At 64.7% G+C, this 18561-nt stretch carries 10 protein-coding genes; 9 read left to right on the top strand and 1 reads right to left on the bottom strand.

Features of this window, described 5'->3' with window-relative positions; all coding sequences use genetic code 11:
• Positions 1–334: 334 nt before the first annotated feature.
• The 9 genes from ACIP1U_RS19435 (at position 335) to ACIP1U_RS19395 (ending at position 18005) form a co-directional block, all read left to right on the top strand.
• Positions 335–2893 carry a filamentous hemagglutinin N-terminal domain-containing protein gene (locus ACIP1U_RS19435; protein WP_400318018.1) on the top strand — a complete coding sequence of 853 codons (2559 nt, stop codon included), beginning with the start codon at positions 335–337 and terminating at the stop codon, positions 2891–2893.
• The gene (locus tag ACIP1U_RS19430; RefSeq protein WP_400318015.1) at positions 2890–4665 is read left to right on the top strand and encodes a ShlB/FhaC/HecB family hemolysin secretion/activation protein; all 1776 of its coding nucleotides are present in this window, start codon (positions 2890–2892) and stop codon (positions 4663–4665) included. Before ACIP1U_RS19435 ends, ACIP1U_RS19430 begins: the two co-directional genes overlap by 4 nt.
• A gap of 10 nt (positions 4666–4675) precedes the next feature.
• On the top strand, positions 4676–5491 hold the full coding sequence (locus ACIP1U_RS19425; RefSeq protein ID WP_400318013.1) for a peptidylprolyl isomerase: 816 nt from the start codon (positions 4676–4678) through the stop codon (positions 5489–5491).
• Positions 5492–5573: 82 nt separating this feature from the next.
• On the top strand, positions 5574–13223 hold the full coding sequence (locus ACIP1U_RS19420) for a filamentous hemagglutinin N-terminal domain-containing protein (protein WP_400318010.1): 7650 nt from the start codon (positions 5574–5576) through the stop codon (positions 13221–13223).
• Positions 13224–13734: 511 nt separating this feature from the next.
• On the top strand, positions 13735–14100 hold the full coding sequence (locus ACIP1U_RS19415; protein ID WP_400318007.1) for a type II toxin-antitoxin system RelE/ParE family toxin: 366 nt from the start codon (positions 13735–13737) through the stop codon (positions 14098–14100).
• A gap of 368 nt (positions 14101–14468) precedes the next feature.
• Positions 14469–16562, top strand: coding sequence for a DUF637 domain-containing protein (locus ACIP1U_RS19410; protein ID WP_400318004.1), 2094 nt, complete (start codon positions 14469–14471; stop codon positions 16560–16562).
• A complete protein-coding gene (locus ACIP1U_RS19405) occupies positions 16552–16794 on the top strand; it encodes a hypothetical protein (RefSeq protein ID WP_400318001.1) in 243 nt (80 codons plus the stop codon). The genes ACIP1U_RS19410 and ACIP1U_RS19405 overlap by 11 nt, the downstream gene beginning before the upstream one ends.
• Positions 16795–17065: 271 nt before the next feature.
• Positions 17066–17602 carry a hypothetical protein gene (locus tag ACIP1U_RS19400; RefSeq protein WP_400317998.1) on the top strand — a complete coding sequence of 179 codons (537 nt, stop codon included), beginning with the start codon at positions 17066–17068 and terminating at the stop codon, positions 17600–17602.
• Positions 17603–17723: 121 nt separating this feature from the next.
• Positions 17724–18005, top strand: a complete 282-nt coding sequence (locus tag ACIP1U_RS19395; protein ID WP_400317996.1) for a hypothetical protein — start codon at positions 17724–17726, stop codon at positions 18003–18005.
• Positions 18006–18169: 164 nt separating this feature from the next.
• Here ACIP1U_RS19395 and ACIP1U_RS19390 read toward each other — a convergent pair whose 3' ends face one another.
• Entirely contained in the window at positions 18170–18355 is a 186-nt protein-coding gene (locus ACIP1U_RS19390) for a hypothetical protein (protein WP_400317993.1), read from the bottom strand.
• Positions 18356–18561 lie beyond the last annotated feature (206 nt).

Here is an 18561-nt window from a genome sequence, read left to right as displayed (position 1 = left end):
CACTACGCCGCTTCGTCAGAAGTTAACAGAGCCAGCGTTCCAGCCGTTGCGCGTAAACGTCAGCCCAACCGACCCCAGATTTATGCAACAACGCCCAGTTGATCGCCAACATGACAGATTTAGCCTTTCGTTGTTTTTTGGCGACTGAAATGTCAATTTGTGTTAAATCTAATTCAAATCGGATTTTTCCTAAATACGGCATTAACGCATTCCGATAATGTCGCGCCCAAATTGGCGCGGCGAATCGCGCTACGTATAAAGGAGACTCCGGCAGGCCCTTGTCCGTAGCCACACATCCAGCAGACCGCGCTCAACCAGAAAGGGAGCGCGGCAAGTGCAGCAGCAACGGGTATTTTCGGGCGAGGCTAGCCACAAGGGGCGCGGGCGCGCCGTGGCCTTGTGGTTGGCTACGGTAGCGTTTGCCGCGGCGGCAACAGCCATTGCCATCGACGCGCTCGCTGCCGGCGTCGTCCCGGACGGTGGGACGGAGACCACCGTCACGACCGGCGCTGGCGGGCGTACCACCGTTGGTATCGCCAATCCTGTTGGCGGCGTGTCCACCAACACGTACCGCGAATTCAATGTCCCGCGCGCCGGCGTTGATCTGGACAACCGTGCGGCGCAGGCCCGAACGATCCTGAACCAGGTAACGAGCACCAGCCCTTCCGTGCTGGAAGGGCCGCTGTCCGTACTGGGCACCACTCATGCCCATGTCATCGTTGCGAATCCCAACGGGATTTCCGTGAACGGTCTGACCGTGCACGGCGTCGGCAATCTGGCGCTGACGACAGGTCAGGTCACGTTCAACGACTTCAACACAGCCAACGGGCAACTGCAGCGCAACCTCGTCATCCAGACAGGGCAGGGCGCGATCGAGGTCGGCGCCGATGGCCTTTCCGGTACCTTGCTGAACCTTGAACTGGTTGCCAAGCAGATTCGTGTGGGCGGCCCGGTCACGAACCTGTATAGCAACCCGAATGCCCGGGTTCGCGCCGTGGCGGGCAGCAGTCGCGCAGAGATCGATACCAGCGTCTCGCCCACCGATAACCTGACGCCCTGGATCACCTACTCGGCGGCGCCCGGCACGGCGGGGCAAAGCGTTGCGATCGACATCACCGCCGCAGGCAGCCTCAGTTCGGGACGCGTCGAGCTTCTCGTTACCGATCAAGGCGCCGGGGTGCGCCACGCGGGATCGGCGTTTGCGACCGCGGGCGACTTTGTGGTGTCCGGCTCCGGCGACCTGCTGCTCGCCTCAGGGAAAATCTCGGCAAAGCAGGATGTGCTGATCGGCAGCGGCGGCTTCATCGGGACCGGCGACGTCAGCGCGGGACGCTATATCCAGGTTGCCTCGGATCGCGTCGACCTGTTGCAGGCAACGCTCGCCGCTGGCACCAGTGCCCCTGGCGATCTGGTGATCGGTGCTAAAGGGCAAGTCCACAGTCAGCCCGTGCGCCTGACGGATGCGACGCTCGCGGCCAGCGGCGGCATCGGAATTTTTGATGCCGGTGCCGGCGTGATCCTGAGCGGCACGGAGGGCACCGCGGGCGGCAACGTCGTGGTCGCAGCGCCCACGCTCACGACGCAGGCGGGAAGCCGCCGATCGGCGCTGACCTCGAGCGCTGGCACGGTGACAATCGAGACGGGTGATGCGACGCTCGCGAGCACCGATCTCGACGGCGTGGCCGGTACCGGCATCCGGGCGCAAAGCCTGACGCTGCAGGACGCCACGGTCCAGTCCTCTGGCGGCGGCATCGCCATCGAGACGCGTGGGTCATTCACCCAGCACGACAGCCATGTGCTGGCGGCCACCGATGTGCGTCTGCACGCCGGCTCCGTGGTGGTCGACTCCACCGCCATGCAATCCACGCTGGTCGCCAAGGAAGGCGGTGTCCTGATCCAGTCGGATGCGGACTTGGCGAATACGGGCGGCCTGATCCAGGGCCAGACCCGCATTGCCGGCGAGTCGGCATCTGGGGGCGCGGTCACCGTGCTCGCCGGCGGCAATGTCACCAATCTGTCGACGCCGACCTATCTGGGCATCCTTTTTGGGGCGGCCGACGACGTGGAGGTCAGCGCGGGCGGCAACGTCGTCAACCGCTACGCGCGCATGCTCTCCAACGGCTACCTGCGCATTCACGCCGATGGCGACGTGTCGAATGAGATCGGCAAACAGGCCGGCGCGAACGCCGGGCAGCCGACGTTCTACAGCGCCAGCGGGCGTCGCTGGCTGGTGCTCTCCAAACGCGGTGCCGGTTTCGACGTGGACTACGGCTCCACGGACCGGCCCGATCAGATCGCCTACCTGCTCTCGGACAAGGGCACCACCATTTCCGGACGCAACGTGACCAACTACGGTGGGGAAATCTATGCCAACGACGGTCCGATCCGGATTTCCGCCACGAACACATTCCGTACCGAGGGCGTCGCCACGGGCACCGCGCACTTCAAGCGCTCCTGCCTGATCTTCTGCCGCGCTTCGGCGTCTTCCACCACGGCCGTCACCGGCGGGCTGCTGTCCGCGGGCGGCGATATCGAGATCCAGGCCGGCAAAGCCGCCATCAATGCGGGAGGCCAGGTCATGGCCATGGGCGACCTGACCGTGACCGCTCCCGTGACCTATGCGACTGGTATCACGGGTTATACGGCCATTGCCCGGGGCCGGGGCTTCAAGGCGTTCTTTGGCGATACGTGGGCGCGGCTGTATGCCATGGATGTCGGCGGCAGCTGGATGGCACGGGGCCACACGCAGATCGATGGCGACACCGTGGCGGATGGTGGCAGCTTTGACGGCGCCGTGACCATTGCAGGCAACGCCACCGTGACGCGCCCGCGCCAGCGCGATCCCGTCACCATCGAGAACCACCTCGGTCTCACTTCCTGGTTCTGGCGATGAGGCGATCCGTGCGTTCTGCCCGCTACGTTCGTTCCGTGCGTCGTATCGCACTGGCCGCCATCCTGGCCTGCGGCCCGGCATGGGCGCAAGTATCCGGCCCGCTGCCCGCGCCGGTCGCGCCCGAGGACCCAGCCCAGCGCATGCTGCGGGAGCAGCGCCAGCGCGAACTGGAGCGCGAGGCCACCCAGCCTCCGGCCAGGATCGAGGTGCCCACCATACCGCCCGCCGATGCGCCAGTCGAGTCGGTGCCGGAGACCTCGGCTACGTTTGAGATCCGGCGCATCGACGTGCAGGGCAACACCGTCCTGTCCGACAGCGAGGCGCAGGCGATCACCGCACCCTTCGTTGGGCATGCCCTGGGTACGAACCGGATCAACCTGTTGCTGCGGCGCTTTACTGAAGCCTTTGTCGCCCGCGGGTACATTACCACGCGCGCATACCTGGGGGAGCAGAACCTGGCAAGCGGGGTGCTGGTGATCACCGTTGTGCCGGGCCGAGTGGAATCGATCCAGCTCAACGGCCGCTCGATCCGCCCCAATTTGGGAGGATGGTTCGATACCGTGGGCGGCGGTTGGCTGACCGACGCTGGTACGGCGGCCCAGTTTCCGGCACCCGGCGACACGCTGCGCTTGCCGGATCTGGAACAGGGCGTGGACCAGCTCAACCGGCTGCGCCGCAACCGGGCCGAGCTGCAGATCCAGCCGGGCCAGACACCAGGCAGCTCCATCGTGGCGCTGACCAACCAGCCTGGTGACCGCTTCCGCTTCAGTGCCGGGGTGGACAACTACGGCAGCAAGGCAACGGGAATCTCGCGCACGCGGCTGGGAATGGATGTCGACAACGCGCTGGGATTCCAGGAATCGCTCTCAGCCGGCTACACCGGCACGCTGGATACCAATGCGGCCGTCGTGTCGGCGGCAGTGCCTTGGGGCTACAACACCTTCAGCTACACGGGGTCGGCCTCCGAGTACCAGAACGTCATCGGCGACACGGCCTTGCTGGTTGGACGCACCTTCGGCCACACCGTGGGCTGGAACCGCGTGCTGACGCGCAGCCAGAGCGGCCGGCAGGCCTTCGACCTGACACTTACCCATCGCAAGACCGAACGGGAAATCAACAACTTCGCGCTCGACCCGCAGCGTCTGACCGTACTGCGCGCGGCCTGGAGCGGGCTGCGCCGGTTCACGGCCAACGGCCAGCCGGGCTACGGCACGGCCGAGATCGGCGTCTCGCGGGGCTTGTCCGCCGTTAACGCGACCCGCGATCCATCCGACATTCGCTCGGACGAGGCGCACGCGCAGTTCACCAAGCTGGACGGCAACGTCACCTGGCAGCTGTCGCTGCCGAAGGCCTTCGACACGGCGCTGTTCGCGTGGCGCAGCCAGCTGGTGGGACAGTGGACCCATGTCGCGCTCTTTGGCTCCGAGCAGATCTATGCCGGCGGCATGAGCACGGTGCGCGGATTTCGCGAGGGGGTGATTGCCGGCGACCGCGGCGCTTATTGGCGCAACGAGCTCGCCTGGGCCAATGCGCCGGCGCTCGCCGGCGTGCGCATGGAGCCGTACCTGTTTCTCGACGGTGGCCACACGCAGTACGTGGCCACCCGGCGCTGGCAGTCCGTGGCCGGCACCGGCGCTGGCGTGCGCCTGTCGGCGCAGTGGGCGCGCCAGACCTTCACGAGCGAGTTGCTGGTCGGCCTGCCGCTTGCCCAACCCAACTATCTCGGTCCGAAGCGGGCGTTGCTGCTGGCCACGCTCAACTGGGTCTACTGAGGAAACCACCATGCATACCATCGCGCGTCTCATTGCCATTTCCACGATTGCCGGTGGCCTGCAGGCCACCGTGCCGCCGGCCCACGCCGCCTCGGTCAACGGGGTACAGATCCCGGATGCGCAGGTGACAGCGGCGCTGCAGCAATCGGGCCTGCCCGACAGCCCCCAGGCGCGCAGCGTGATCACCCAGCAGCTGATCGCGCGGGAATTGTTCCGGCAGGAAGCCGCCAAGGACAAGTCGCTGGAAGGCCGGGCCGACGTGCAGCAAGCGCTGCGCGAAGCGAGGAACCAGATCCTCACCCAGGCCTGGCTCAAGGACCGCATCAAGCCGGCGCCAGTGACCGACGCGCAGGTCAGGGCGCGCTACGACGCCATTGTGGCCACGCTCGGCGACAAGGAATACAAGGCGCGCGTGATTCAGGTGGCGGACGAGGCCGGTGCGAACGCGGCGCTGGCCCGCATCAAGGGAGGCGAGGACTTTGCCAGGGTCGCCCAGCAGGTGAGCCTGGCGCCGTCCAAGGTTGCCGGCGGCGCGATGGACTGGGTGAGCTTCAAGGTGCCGGTGCAGGAGGGCAAGACGCAATCGCTGCCGCTGCCGCTCGCACAGGCCATCGCGGCACTTCCGGCTGGCGCGGTCAGCGCCGCGCCGATCGCCGTGGACAACCGCTTCTACCTGATCAAGGTCGACGAGGTTCGCCCGACCCAGGTTCCGGAGTTCAACGCGGTGAAGGCCGGCATCCAGCAGGCGCTGCAGGCGCAGGCCCTGGAGCGCGCCACTACGGCTCTGGTCACGCAGTTGCTGAGCAAGGCAAAGGTCAGCCAGTAAGCACGCGCAGGCGCGCGAACCAGAGCGCGACGCCACCTCCCTCGACGCAAGAACAAGCAGCCAAAACATCGTCAGGATTTCCATGTCTCGCAAGCAGCCAGCCAACACGGTCACCGTCACGCAAGCCAGCCTCGTGGCGCCACAGGGCGAGATGCCGGACCTGTCGTTGGCCGACAGGGGCCGCCGCAGTCTCGCCGCGCGCGCGCTGGCTGCCGCAGTGGCTGTGACAACGTGGCTGGCTCCGTTTCAGGTGTCGTTGCAACAGGCCAAACAAGCTGCCGGCGTGCTGGGCGCGGGGGCGGTGGCTGTCGAGGCCCCGGCGATGCATGCAGGCGCCGTGCGCCAGGGCCTGCTGCGCTGGGCGTTCGATCTTCTGCCGGTGGTGGTCAGCTTCGGCCTGCCTGAAGCGAGCGCTGCGCCCATCGTGGACCCGACAGCGCCCGTGCGCTTCCAGCCGACGATCACAACGACGACAGGACCCGGAGCGCCGGAAGGCGGCGTTCCCGTCGTGGGGATCACGACACCCAATGCCGCGGGCATTTCGCTGAACCAGTACCGGTCGCTGGTGGTGGATCCCATCGGCCTGATTCTCAACAACAGCACGACGGGCGGCGGCACCTTCCTCGGCGGGCAAGTGGGGGCGAACCCAAATCTCGCCACGTCCGGCCCGGCAAACCTGGTGATCAACCAGGTCACAAGCTCCGCGCCCGCGCAGATCAACGGCACGGTCGAGATCTTCGGCGCGCCGGCCGGACTGGTGATCGCGGCGCCCGGCGGCGTCTACACCAGCGGCGCTGGCTTTACGAACACCACACAGGTGACGCTCACGACCGGCGTGCCACAGTTCCTGTCTGCCACGGACGCGTCGACCAGCTTTGATGCCGCAGCGGCTGCGGGCTACCTGGTGGAGGGCGGACGCATCCAGATTGGCAACGCGGCGCCCGGCAACCCCAATGGGGCCGGTATCGAGGGCACCGTTGGCAACATCAACCTGATCGCGGAATCGATTGGGATCGATGCCGCGCTTTACGCCGGCGACCAAATCAATGTGGTGGCCGGCCGCCAACTGGTCACACCGGCCGGCAATGGCTTCAGCACCACTGCCACCGGTCCCAACAACGCCGCCACCAACACCACGGCAACCAACGGCCTGGCAATCGACGCGACCGCCTTTGGGGCCATGACCGCCGGCCAGATCACCATCCTTTCGACTGCGGCGGGCGTCGGGGTGCGCACCGACGGGAACCTGGCCGCCTCGGCTGGCAATCTGACGTTGGATTCTGCCGGCAACCTCAAGGTCGCCAACACGTATGGCAAGGGCGATATCGGCCTGACCGCTGCGGGCAGCGTCCATGCCGCGGGCAACGGCCAGGCCGAAGGCAGCTATACCGTGCGCGCGGGCCAGGATGCGACGCTCGGTGGCACGCTCAACGCGAATCAAGCCGTTGGCGTCGTTGCCGGTGGGTCGATTCGCGGCGCCGGAGGCGTCCAGGCGCAGGACGCGGTGAATCTGGCTGCCGGCGGCAGCGTGGACGTCGATGGGGCAGTGTCCGGTTCCCGGATCACCGTCTCCGCCGCCGGCAATGACGGCCAGGGCGACATTCGCCTTGGCGGCGATGTCATGTCGCCCGGGACCATCCAGCTCAGCGCCGCGCGCGACACCACCGTGGACGGCAGCGTGGTCTCGGCCAGCGACCTGAACCTGGCCACGCAGCGCAATCTCGCCATCAACGGTGCGGCAGGCAGCACGGGCGGCAACGTGTCGCTCACCGGTGTGAGCGGCAGCGTCACCACGGCGGGCAGCGTGGTCTCGCCGGGCACGCTGACCGTCACGGCTGGCACGGATGCGAACCTGGGCGGCGAGGTCCTGGCCACCGGCGCGGTATCGGTGACCGCGCAGGGCGGCAGCATCAGCTCCACCGGCCAGATCGGCAGCAACGCGGACCTGACGCTCGCCGCCGCGCAGGACGTCGCCATTGGTGGCCAGGCCCAGAGCGCCGGCAGGACCTCGATCACGGCAACGGGGGGTAGCGCCAGCGTCAACGGCACGCTGACCAGCGATGGCGATACGGCGATTACCGCTGGGCAGGGCGTCACGGTAGCGGGCAATGTCAGCAGTGGCGGCAATGCGGCGATCCAGGCATCGGGCGGCTCGGCAACCGTGAGCGGCGCGCTGGCGAGCATGGGCAACGCGAGCGTGAGTGCCGGCCAGAACGTCGATCTCGCGGGCAGCGTGATGACCCGGGGCAATCTGACTGCCGCCGCGGGCCAGACCCTGACGGTGGCGGATCTGCCCTGGGTCGGCGGCGATGCGACGCTGGGCGGCCACGACGTGACGATCGGATCGGCAGCCGGGCAGTCCAATGCCATCAACGGCAAGCTCGATGCGGCCGCGGCGGGCACGCTGACCCTCGCCGGCGATACCAAGGCGACCCAGGCCGTGCTCTCCGGCCAGACGGTTGCCAACCGCGGTGTCACCGTGACAACCGGGCAGCTCGATGTCTCGGGCGGCGCTGTCAGGAACACCGGCGCAATGGTGGGCGACCAGGTCAACGTCAACGCGACGGATCTGGTCAACCGGGGCACGCTGGGCGGGCAAGCCGTGGCCGTGAGCGCCACCAGTACGCTCGACAATGCCCAGGGCCTGCTTGTCGGCGCACAAAGCCTGAGCGTGAACACCGGCGCGTTGACCAGCAATGCAGGCGGCACCATCTTCGCCGGCGACCTGAGCCGCCTGAACCCGGCCACGGGCGACCTGACGTTCACCATCACCGGCGGCGAGGGCAGCTTCAACAACGCGGCGGGCCAGCTGCTGGCAGGCAACAACCTGACCCTCAACGCGCCGAACCAGACCTTCGATCCGTCCGGCTCCGCGACCGGAACCCTCAACGCCAACCGCACGCTGACGCTCTCGGTGCTGGCGATCCGCAACACGGGGACGTGGGACGTCCCGGGTGCCAACGTGGTGCTGAACGCCACGCAGGGCATCAGCAACACGGGCACGATCCAGAAGGCGGGGGATCTGACGCTTGCTACCGCCGGCACGCTGGATAACAGTGGCCAGATCGTCGGGGGCAGCAACCTGAGCCTGTCGGCCGGCACGCTCACGAACAGCGGCACGGTGCATGCCAACGGCGACCTCGCCCTGTCGGGGAACACCGTGAACCCGGGCATGGTGGAGGCCCTGGGTAACGTGAGCATTGCCGGGGGCGACTACGACAACCGTGGAGGCACCACCCAGGCGGGCGGCAACCTGAATATCGATCTTGCTGGCACGCTCAATAACATTGGCAGCGTGATCGGCGCGAACGACGACGTGCACATCGCTGCCGCCTCGATCATCAACGACCGTACGGCTCCGGTCGACGCCGGAAGCACAACCACGCTGGTCACCAACGATGCGCTGCTCAACTCGACGGTGATCGGCAGCCATGCGACGACAGCTACCATCTGCGCCGGCGACGCGGGATGCAACACAACCTACGATGGCCCGCCCGTCGACGTGACATTCGGCGACTTGACACGCAATCCCGATGGCAGTGTGTTCGCGGTGCGTGCCAATGAGCGCACCTATACCGGCGTAGAGGGATCCGCGGTCGATGTACCGATGTGGCATCTTGGCGCAGCGACGACCAGCCGCTATGAGATGGGTCCCGGCGTGCTCGTCGAGCGCGAGATGTTGGCGATCGGCGGGGTGCCAACCGTCAGCCGCACCATCGTCAAGCAGGCCGACGGCACCGCCGGCCAGATCATCGCTGGCGGCAACCTCGACATCAGTACCGCGTCGCTGTCTAACAAGGGCGGCGTCATTTCGGCCGGCGGAGATGCGACGCTTAACGTCGCGTCGCTGGACAATGGCCGCTCCGCGTCGCTGCTCGATGGGGTGACGGATACCGTCAACCAGTCCAGCCTGGACGCCTTTATGGCGCAACTGGCGGCGCTGGCCAATACCACTGGACCGCTCGTGTGGGGCACGCCGCCGGAGACTTGCTATGGCGACAGCTGCGGCGCTCCGCCAGGCTGGCTGGCGTTCACACCGAAACAGACGGCCAGTGGCAGCGCTGCAACCGCGCCGAGCCAATCGAGCGTGACCGAGCGCCTGGGCCAGGCCGGCCAGATCACGGCCGGCGGCAACCTGAATCTGACCGGCACCGGTGACCTGACCAATGCGGGGGATCTGGCGGCGGCCGGCCATATCCACATCGCCACGCCGGGCACCTTCACCAACCAGGGGTTCTATGACGCCGGGGTCACCAGCACGGCGGGCTGCGTGGAGGGCTCCCAGAGCTGTTGCGAGCGCGGTACCGCACGTGTGGAATCGCTCGCCTGGCAACAGACGCCGAATACGGTAGCGGCGGGCCAGTCGCTGACGATCACTGCCGCCAACATCCAGAACCTGAATGGCACGCTCGCCGCGCAAGGCGATGTGAGCCTGACGGCGACCAGCCGTGTCACCAACGAGTCCGGGGTCATCCAGTCGCTGAACGGCGACGTGTCGATCGGCGCGCCGACCCTGGTCAACAAGACCATGGACCCGGTCACGCTGCACAAGAGCTACGGCAGCCTGAACCCGAGCTATGCCGGCGGCTGCAATCCGGGCGGTAGTTACAAGGAGAGCCAGTGCGCAGCGGACGAGACCACGGCAGCGGGGCCAGCCGGCGTGATTTTGGCGGCGCGCGACGTCAACCTGTCCGGGACCACGCTGACCAATCACGGCGCCCTGATCACCGGTGGGCGCAACGTGACAGTCGCCATGGCCGGGGCGGTTGACAACAGCAGTCTTGCGCTGAACGCGGACTGGTCCGGTCTGTGGGTGGAAAAGACGGGGTCGTTCAGTTCCGACAAGCGGCACACCACGTCCGGTACGGCGGTGTTGGGCAGCCTGGAGTCGGGCATCCAGGCCGGCAATGTGCTGTCGGTGACCTCGGGGGGCCAGATCCTCAACACCGGCAACCTGATGGGCGGCCAGGTGGACCTCGCCGGCGCGGCGCTGGTGAACGGCTATACCAGCCCGAATCAGCCCACGCCGCCGGCGACCGAACCCCGGCAAGTGATTCCGCTGGGCCCGTCCCAGGCACCGGGCGGCACACTGCCGCCCGCCACGCCGGCCGTCGACCCGACCCAGCCGTGGCAGTTCAGTCCGGTGATCGTGGCGACGCCGTCCGCCCCAACGGCGGGCGGTGGGCAGAGCGTCGATTGGCACTTCACGGCCAACCTGGGCGGCACCCCCGTGACAGGCCCGAGCGCCAACGACGATCGCACCCGATACCTGACGGGTTCGACGGCCACCTCGGTGCTGGCCGGCGTGACGCCGGACGACTTGCTGTCGCAGCTGCCGGCGGACCTGCGCCCGGGCAGCGTGACGTTCTACTACGACCCCTACACCGAATCGCAGAAGCTGCAGCAGGCCGCGCTGCAGCAGACAGGCCAAGCCAGCTTTATCAATGGCCTGGCCTACGACAGCCAATACCAGCTCTCGGTCACGGATCAGGAAAAGCTGATCCTGTACCGGAATGCGGCGGATTACGCGAAGGAAAACAACCTTGCGCTGGGCACGGCGCTGACGCCGGAGCAGGTGAAGGCGCTGGATGCGCCGATGCTGTGGTACGTGCAGCAGGCGGTACCGGACCCGAGTTGCAACACGGTGGCCAGCACGGCGTGCGGTACCGTCAACGCGCTGGTGCCGCAGGTCTATCTGCCGGAGGGCTATGCGCAGGCGCTGACCACGCCGACGGGCGGCACGATCTCTGGTGACAACGTCAACCTCGATATTGCCGGGCTGCTGCGCAACAGCGGCGTGGTGTCGGCCAGTGACACATTGAGCGTCAAGGCGGGCAGCCTCGACCTCAGCCCGAACGTGGTCGACATCGGCAAGTCGGCCTACCGCGTGTCCGGGGGGTGGAACGAGATGACCGGCACGGTGGTGCAGCCGGGCGGGTTCATGAGCGCAATGCACATGAACATCGAGGCCGATGCCATTCACGCGGTCAACGACGCGCTGCGCATCACGCGTGCGGATGGCACGGTGGATGTTGAGGCGACCAATGCGCTGATTGCGCAGCTGAAGGCGAACCTTGGGGTGGATTACACCGAGGGCACGCTCAGCGATGACATCCATACGCACTTCATCAAGGAGCAGAAGGGCTTCGGGCCGCTGGGACAGATTGTGGCCATGGTGGCCGCGGTCGTGGCCTCCATCGTGACAGCGGGTGCTGCCGCGGCCGCATTTGGCGCAACGCTGGCGACCATGTCCTCGCTCACGCTGGGGCAGGCGATGGTGGTGGCGGCCCTCTCCAGCATGGCGGGCAGCCTCGCCAGCCAGCTAGTGAACGGCCAAGTGGACTTCGGCAAGATCGCCGTGGCTGGGCTGGTTGGCGCCGCAACGGCGGGCTTGACCAACGGCATCACCTTCGATGGCACCAGCTTCGGGGTGAACGGCTTCGACACCGTATTGAAAGGCACCAACAGCCTGGCGAACCTGGCTGGCACCAACACGCTTGGAGGCGTGCTGCAGGCCACCAAGGACGGCGCCACCAGCACGATCGCGCAACAAGCGATTGGTATGGTGGGCACGGGCCTGATCAATGCCACGGTGGGCACGGTGGCCTATGGCGGCAGCTTTGGGAAGGCGCTTGTTGGCAGCTTAGTGGCGCAAGCGGCGGCGCTGGGAGCCAACGAGATCGGGGCGAAGACCGAGTCGCTCACATGGGAGAACATTGCCAGCCACGCGGCACTGGGCTGTGCGGCAGGAGCGGCCAGTGGCGCCGACTGCCAGTCGGGGGCGATTGGTGGGGCCACTGCAGCGGTGGTGTCGCCAATGGTGGGTGGAGCGTTGGGCATCGAGATCAACGCCGACCGTGCCAACCCGATCAACCAGGCGGTGGTGGTTGGCATGGCGATGCTGGCCGGTGGTGGCCTGGCCAATGCGCTGGGGCAGAACGGCATTGCTGCGGCTGGCGCGGCGCAGAATGAGGCGGCTAATAACTACCTGAGCCCCAAGGACCGGCTGGCATACGAGAAAGCCAAGCGGGAATGCGCGAACGGCGTCTGGTCGGCGTGTGCAGCCGCCAATATCTATGCCGCAACGGATCAGAAGACCAACGACAACCTGGCCGATGGCCTGACCAAGTGTGAGGGAAGCGGTTGTCAGTCGCTGGCTAACTGGATTCAGGATCAGAAGACCTCCATGGGTTGTGGGTCAGCCGGAGGCTCCGCAGACTGCCAGGTGCTGGACAAGAGTTGGCAGATTGCGCAGGCGAAGGCCCAGGGTCTTGAGTTGCCGATGTTCTCGCCGGATGACTTGATTGGTACTGGGCTGGTTAAGGGGCTCGTGACAGGTACGCTGAAGGGCGCTGGTCTCTTGGGTATGACGAGGGCGGTGGGCAACGATGCTGTTAAGGGGCTCGAAGGGCCGCTTACGACACTATATCGGGCTGTGAGTCCGGAGGAGTACCATTCGATCATGAAGTCCGGACAATTTACCTTTGGTCCGGCGGGTAGTGAAATGAAGCAATTTGGCTTCAACTTGAACGAGGTGCTGACTTACGCGAATTTTTCTGCGGATTATGCTGCCATTGTTAAGGCAACGATCCCGAACAATGCGCTTTATAATTTCAGTGTATCGAAGAATATTGATCCATTTATATTCAAGAGTGGCGTTCTTACGGTAAACGGTAAGAAAGGGTTGGATTTATTTAATTCTGTAGTAAAAAGTGTTGATCACGCATATTAAGCTAGGCTATGCATCATATACTCGCAACATTCTTCCTCGCGGATGACGTGGATAATCCCAAGGTGATGGGTGTGCGTAGTGGATACGCACCTCACCACAAATTTGCGTCGGTTGACTACCTCGTAAGCGGTGTTCATTCTTATTCCGATAGCGGCCTGCATTATCCGGGGGAGGCGGTTGAAGTAAGAATAGGATTTCCGAGTTGGGATTACTTTTCTAATAAGATAAATGTAGGTGATTCATTTGATGTTCTTGAGCTTGATAGGCTAGTTGGTCGAGGGAAAGTGGAGAAAATTTTATAGCGGAGGAAATCGCGCAGGGGTGCCGTCGGCCGAACGCCTTGCGCGCTTTGGCGGCTGTTCATGGTCGTCGCCAGGCGCATAGCTCATCTGATGCGACTCGGAACCAAGGGTTCAGCGCTTCGCTGCAGCCTTCCTTGGCGCCGGCGCAGTCTACGCTTCATAACAACTTTTCCGGTGGGACAAGCAAAGCAGCGCCGCACAAGAGAGCAATGTGTCGCTCAAGCCAAAAGCAGCTTGCCAAGCGGGATCGCGCGGTGGCTCGGCGCATCGTGGCCTTCCTGCGCGAGCACATCGCGGTGCTGGAGGACCCGCGCGCCGTCGGCGAAGCCCACGAGGGCAGTGGACTGGAGGACTTCTGGAAATACCGCGTGGGCGACTGGCGCCTGATCTTCCAGATCGAAGATGCCCGCATCACGGTCACGGTGCTGCACCAGGGGCAACCGGTGCGAGGTCTACCGCTAAGCGCCCCCGTGGGCGCTGCCACTCCTTCCTTCCCCCTCTCTTCTCCCTCTCAGCCGTCCCTCCAGGAAAGCCCTGACAATATCTTGCAATTGATGGGTCACATGGCCGCTTAGAGTCAGGCCATCCGCGCGCGAGTCGCGCGCGCAGCGCTCTTTAAGCAAAACTGGATTTACAGATTTACAGCCAAAAGCCGCGTCTGGGCGCCCAAGCGGCCCAGGCAGGGGTGCGTCTGGGCGCTATCGCCCGCGAAGCCGCGCCGCGCCTGGGCTGGCGGGCCTGCGATGCGACGGCGCACGTCAGGTGCGCTAGATGCTCTGGTACGTCGAGCAGGCGGTGCCCGACCCGAGCTGCAACACGGTAGTGAGCACGGCTTGCCCGAGCGTGAGCGCGCTGGTGCCGCAGGTCTACTTGCCGGACGGGCGGCACCATCACGGGCGAGAACATCAGCCTGGATATTGCGGGCCAGCTGCGCAACAGCGGGGTGATCTCAGCGGCCGACACGCTGAACGTGAAGGCGGACAGCATCGACGCGGCGCCGAACGTGGTGGACATCGGCAAGTCGGCGTACCGCGTGTCCGGCGGCTGGAACGAGGTGACCGGCACGGTGGTGCAGCCAGGCGGGTTCATGAGCGCAATGCACATGAACATCGAGGCCGATGCCGTTCACGCGGTCAACGACGCGCTGCGCATCACGCGTGCCGATGGCACGGTGGATGTTGAGGCGACCAATGCGCTGATCGCGCAGCTGAAGGCCAGTCTCGGGGAGAGCTACACCGAGGGCACGCTCAGCGACGACATCCATACGCAGTTCATCAAGGAGAAGAAGGGCTTTGGCCCGATCGGCCAGATCATCGCCATTGCGGCGGCGGTGGCGATTTCCATCGTCACCGCGGGAGCCGGTCTCACTGTCGTAGGCGCGGTGGCGGGCTCGGCCTTTGCGGCCTCGGCGGTTGGTACCGCGGTGTCGATGGCGGTGTCCGGACTGATCGCCGGCACGCTGTCGAGCATGGTGGGCCAGATCATCACGACCGGGTCGCTCGACCTCGGCGCGGCACTCAAGTCCGGGCTGGTCTCGGCGGCCACTGCCGGCTTGACGCAGGGTGCCCTGGGTGCGATGGGCCTGGCCAATGCCGGCGTATCGAGCATCGGCACGAACATCAGTGTGGGCAACTGGGCGGCGGTCCAGGCGAGTTTGCCCAATGCCCTGGCGGCGAGCGTGGTGCGCTCGGTGATCAGCGCCGGGATCACCACTGCCGCCTACGGCGGCAGCTTCGGACGGGCCTTTGCGAACGGAATCGTGCGAGACGTGGCCGCCGTTGGCGCGAATGCGATCGGCGCGACGCTGCCGGGCTTTGGGTCGTTGGACGCGACGCCGGGCACGATTCTGGCCAATGCCGCCAGCCATGCGCTGCTTGGGTGTGCCGCGCAGAGCCTGACAGGTGGAGATTGCGCGGGCGGGGCGATTGGGGGCGCGGCCAGTGCGCTGGCAGCGCCGTTGATCCGGGATGCGATTTACGCGGACAGCCCGGTGCTGAACTACAGCGAAGACAGGGTGCGTCAGGCCATTACCGTGGGGCTGGCGACACTGGTCGGTGGAGCGGCCGGGATTGCGCTGGGCCACGACGCGACCTCGGCGGCGCTGGCAGCGCAGAACGAGGCGCTGAACAACACAACGGGCAGGTGGCAGAACGTCAAGGATCCACGCTTCCAGGCGAACGTGAAGGCACTGGGAGAATGTGTTGATCCCGTGTCATGCCGTTCCAATGCTGCATTCCTGGAAGGCCAAATCGGCGCGCTAAGCGATGACAAGATTGCCGGGATGTGCGGCGGTAACGCGGATTGCGTGTCGGCGCGGCAGCAGGAGCGTGGTCTTTACCAGCAGGCCTACGGTCAGGCGATCGCACACCAGGATGCCAATGTAGCGGCCCGGGACTACTTGGGACGGCTCAGCCAGTCCCAAGGCAACGGCTACACGGCGACCCAGCTCGATGGTGCTCTGCAGCGGTATCAGCAAGGCGTGAGCGATCTTGCGAACCCCGTCGATGCATTCGTGGCGAAGGCAATCGTCGGTAACATTGCGTTGTTCGGGGCGATCAGGGGCGCGACAGGGATCGATTCGGATGGGGGCGGTAGTTCGCGGGGACCACGCGCTCCGACAAACGGCGATGGTTCCATAGGCAACGTTGCCGCAAACAAGGTTCACTGGGTGGACGAGAATGCTGGCATGAGTCAAAAGGCACGCGATTACAATGATTCTGCGACCGGGGCGCGCTCAAATCCCTCAACCCAAACAGGTCAAGCACCTGCGCTCGAACGGACCATGCCAGATGGATCGACTCGACTGGTGAAATTCGATGGTGTCGACGGTGATGTGATGGTGGATAGGAAAATCTCTGTAGTCACGACGGACAAGGCGAAGGATCAGGCTTTGCGCCAATCCGAAGTGTTGGCTCAGAACGGCATGACAGGGCGCTGGGAAGTCCCGACAGAGCAGCAAGCAGCGCGTGCGCAGAAGATGTTCACCGATTTAGGGATTACCAATATCAAGGTCAAGGTGGTGCCAAATGTTCAATAGGCACATTGCAAAGGCAATAGCCGATTTCGCCGTTTTCCTCGAGTTCGCTGACGAGGACGTACTGGATCCCGATGCTTCGATGCAAGCTATGGAGCAGCTTGCTGCCGAACTCCAGTCGATGTCGGAGGACGAACGGCGTGCTCTGAGTACCTGGTTCGGCGAAATAGCGAGCGATTACGGGGGTAGAGAGGCGTTTGTTCGAGATCTGTCAGAAACCCTAGGGTTAGCCTGATCAGCCACATTGTTGCCGACCAGAAAGCCGCTTCTTGGGCAAAAAGCCGCTTGCCATGCCCGCGTCGGAGCGTTGATGACCTGTGAGCCTTGTGGCGTCTAACGCCGAGAAGGTCTTCGCTCAGGTAGTTATCAACCTCAGAGACTTCCACGAAGCAGGCTTTCCCTCAACTAACCGATTGCCGCGGCGGCCTGAAGCCGCCGAAGCTAACGACGAGTCTTGTTGCCCACGCAAAACTTGCTCAACGGTTTGATTACTTAGTTCCCGCGATATGAAACTACTCTATTTACCGCTTGCTGTTGCGACTATCATGCTTCCGGCATGCGCAACCAAGCCAGATTTGAAGACGGCAGATACCGCAGTTGCTAAGGTGTCCATTGAAAATCGAACGCCCACAACGAAGTTCAACGCATTCCGGTTCGAGGACGATTTCGATTGCTTCGGTTGGGCGGACTTGGTACCAGCTCGCGCGGGTTTTCAGCACGAGACTTTTCACATCCCGCAGAAGGCATACCAGAGCGTTGGATATTCCTACACGCGTCTCAATGGTCAGTACCTCGAGACCTGTGGCTCTGTGGTCACGTTTAAGACAATCCCGAATGGCCAGTACCTTGTCAGTATGGGCCAAGAGAATGGCTGTTCCGTTGCAGTGTTCGATATCACCACTGGGAAGCCAATTGTGCATCCGTTCGAGAAGCGGGAGAAGAAGATGCCGTTTTACGACGCTGGGGGACCGTGGTGCGCCCCTAACGATCGTTATGCAGGTTCGTCAAACTACGTAAAGCCGCGCACAGCAGCAGACAGGTAACGCTACTGGGCCGCGCGTCGCAGAGCCTGACAGGTGGAAATTGCGCGGGCGGTGCGATTGGTGAAGCGGCCAGTGCGCTGGCGGCGCCGCTGGTCCGGGAGGCGATCTACGCGGACAGCCGGTGCTGAACTACAGCGACGACAGGGTGTGTCAGGCCATCACGGTGGGGCTGGCGACGCTGGTCGGCGGTACAGCTGGCATTGCGCTAGGCCAGGATGCTACGGCGGCTGCGCAGGACGAGGCATTGAACAACGCGGTATCGCAGGGGCCGGCGCGGGGTATTGCTAATCGCGAAAATGCGGGGCTGATGGCGCAGTGCGGCACGTCGTGCACGCAGGAGGACTTCAACCGCATCGATACCCAGGTGCGACAGGGGAGGCGGCGGCGACGCTGGCGCGGATGAACAATCTGGCACCGGAGCAGGCGCTGAAGCTGGCCGATACCCCGTTGAATCTGTTGCAGTATTTGCCTGGCTTTCGGGGATTGCACTCGTCGTGTTCATGTTGTTGACATCAAGCGTGAGGTTAGGCGTTGGCGGATGCCGAAGCGCCGCCAACGCACGCGCCGCTACGCTGCTAGCGGGTCCGCGTCCATCAACTCGGCCAGCTTCGCCTGCACCATGCCAAGCAGGCACAGCGCGCTGAAGCACTCCTCTGAACGTACGCTCAGTTGCTCCAATAGCGCGAGCACACCTTCAATGCCAGCGCGGATCTGATGCAGGCAGATATTGGTTTGGGTAGGTTCGATCGACATGTAATCACTCCTCACTAAGTGAATGCTCGCCACTCGTCTACAAGGTGAGGGCGGCGGGTCAGACAGCGAGGTTGGAAACGCCGGTCAGAGGTGAGAAACCGGCCCAGCCTTGCGGCTGCCGCGCTCGACCCGCCATGGAACCAACAGGTTCGTGCGAGTACACAGACGTTGCCCGTTGGACGGACAACGTCTGTTCACCTTTGTTG

Origin of the sequence: Cupriavidus sp. NPDC089707, assembly GCF_044748965.1 — a bacterium.
Classification (GTDB): Bacteria; Pseudomonadota; Gammaproteobacteria; order Burkholderiales; family Burkholderiaceae; genus Cupriavidus.
This window is presented reverse-complemented; position numbering and strand designations above follow the sequence as displayed.